Origin of the sequence: Nonomuraea sp. NPDC049784, assembly GCF_040659615.1 — a bacterium.
GTDB lineage: Bacteria > Actinomycetota > Actinomycetes > Streptosporangiales > Streptosporangiaceae > Nonomuraea.
The window spans coordinates 1-2,104 of sequence record NZ_JBFAMX010001058.1; the positions used below are offsets into that span (position 1 = coordinate 1).

Sequence of the window (2,104 nt, forward strand, 5' to 3'; positions counted from 1 at the left end):
GGCGAGGTGGGCGACGAGCTCGGCTCGGCCGTGGTGGGGGCGCGGCTGGCCCGGGAGGTGATGCGGCTGGCGCTGCTGCTGCGGCGGCGCTACCCGCCGTACGCGAAATGGCTCGGCAGCGCGCTGGCGCGCCTGCCGGGCTCGACCGAGCTGGGGGAGAGCCTGGGGGCGGCGCTGGCTGCCCGCTCCTGGCGGGAGCGGCAGCAGGGACTGTCGGGTGCGTACGCGCGGGTGGCGGCGCTGCAGAACCGCGTGGCGCTGGCCGAGCCGGTGGATGAGCGGGTACGGCCCTTCTTCGACCGGCCGTTCGAGGTGATCGGAGGGGACCGGTTCGCCGAGGCGTTGATGGCGTCGGTGTCCGATCCCACGATCAGGGACTTGCCGCTGCTGGGGTGCGTGGATCAGCTCTCGGACTCGACGGACCTGCTGATGCAGCCGGGGCGGGCGCGGCCGGTGACGGCGGCGGCGCTCGGCCTCAGAGCTTAGTGATCTACACTGTAAAGGGCGTGGGGGGAAGGTTGTAGCGCAAGAAGTCCAGCTCGAGCAGGAGCAGGTTCTCGGCGACCTCCTCCTGGGCGGCCATGTGTGAGACGCCTGACAGCGGCAGGACGGTGTGTGGGCGGCCCGCGGCCAGCAGCGCGGCCGACAACCTCAGCGTGTGGGCGGCGAAGACGTTGTCGTCGGCCAGGCCGTGCATGAGCATGAGCGGGCGGCGCAGGTTCGGGGCGTCGGCGATGAGGGAGCTGCGGTCATAGGCCTCAGGGTGCTGGTCGGGGTGGCCCAGGTAGCGTTCCTGCCAGTGGGTGTCGTAAAGGCGTGCGTCGGTTACCGGGGCGCCCGCGATGGCGGCGTGGAAGACGTCGGGGTGGCGCAGGACGGCAGCGGCCGCCAGGTAGCCACCGTATGACCAGCCGCGGATCGCCACCCGGCCCAGGTCCAGGTCGGGGAAGCGGCCGGCGGCCGCGTGCAGCGCGTCGGCCTGGTCCTCCAGCGCCGCGCTCAGCTTGTCGAGGTGGATGGCCCGCTCCCAGGCCGGTCCCCGGCCCGGCGTGCCGCGCCCGTCCACGACCAGTACGGCGAAGCCCTGGTCGGCGAACCATTGTGAGACCGCGAAGTCGTCCAGTCCCCGCAGGACCCGGCCGACGGTCGGCCCGGCGTACGGGTCGAGCAGCACCGGCAGCCGCCGCGAGCCCGGCACGTGGCCGGCCGGGAACATGATGGCGCCGCGCAGTTCCCGCTTGCCCAGCGACACCAGTTCCACCTCCGGCCGCAGGACCGGGATCGCGCCGTTCGAGGCGATCCGCGTGGCCGCCCGCCCGTCGCTCACCATGACACGGACCCCGTGCTCCTCCAAGGTGCGGGTGACTACCAGCGTGACGCCGCCGCCGCGCGTCCCGGTGTGCACCCCCGGCTCGGAGGTGACCCTGACCAGCCCTTCGGCCCTGGAGTAGCTGTACAGGTGGCGTTCGGTCGGCTCGTCGCAGCACTGCGCGAGCACGGTGTCGCCGTCTACCGCCAGGATCCGCAGCACCTGCAGGCCCGGCGGCGTGACCAGGTCGTCACCCACCATCAGGCGGCGGGTGTCGTCGCGGTCCACCGTCCAGACCAGCTCCCCGCTCGCGGTGCGGGCGGGCGTGCCGGGCACGAGCTCCAGCCAGGCGTCGTCGGTGTCCTCGCGCAGCAGCGTGGTGGCGCCCGTCTCGGGGTCGGCCTCCAGAACGCGGGTGGTGCGCTGGTCGCGGCTCTGCACCAGCACCAACAGGCCCTGCCCGGTCCACGACACCGCCGCGACGTACTCGAACGCCGTCCTGTCCCAGATCACCTCGGTACGCTCCCCGGCCAGGGAGGTCAGCCAGAGTGTCACGTCGGCGTTTTCGGTGCCGGCCGCCGGATAGGCCATGGTTCTGGGCGGCCTGCCGGGGTCGGCGGGCTCGGGCAGGTGCCACGTGCTCACCCCGGCGTTGTCCACGCGCGCCACCAGCAGGCGTGTGCCGTCGGGCGCCCACCAGTAGCCCCTGTGCCTGGCCATCGACTCGGCCGCCACGTGCTCGGGCAGCCCCCAGGTCACCTCGGGGCCGTCGGGCGTCAGCAGCGGCCTGCCGTC

At 73.4% G+C, this 2,104-nt stretch carries 2 protein-coding genes; one reads left to right on the forward strand and one right to left on the reverse strand.

Annotated elements, in window-relative coordinates:
- A partial coding sequence (locus AB0J09_RS63175) for a DUF4037 domain-containing protein (RefSeq protein WP_360713913.1) occupies window positions 1-486 on the forward strand: 486 nt, incomplete at its 5' end.
- Window positions 487-490: 4 nt separating this feature from the next.
- Here AB0J09_RS63175 and AB0J09_RS63180 read toward each other — a convergent pair.
- Window positions 491-2,104 (reverse strand): prolyl oligopeptidase family serine peptidase (locus AB0J09_RS63180; RefSeq protein WP_360713915.1); only part of this gene is annotated, 1,614 nt, incomplete at its 5' end.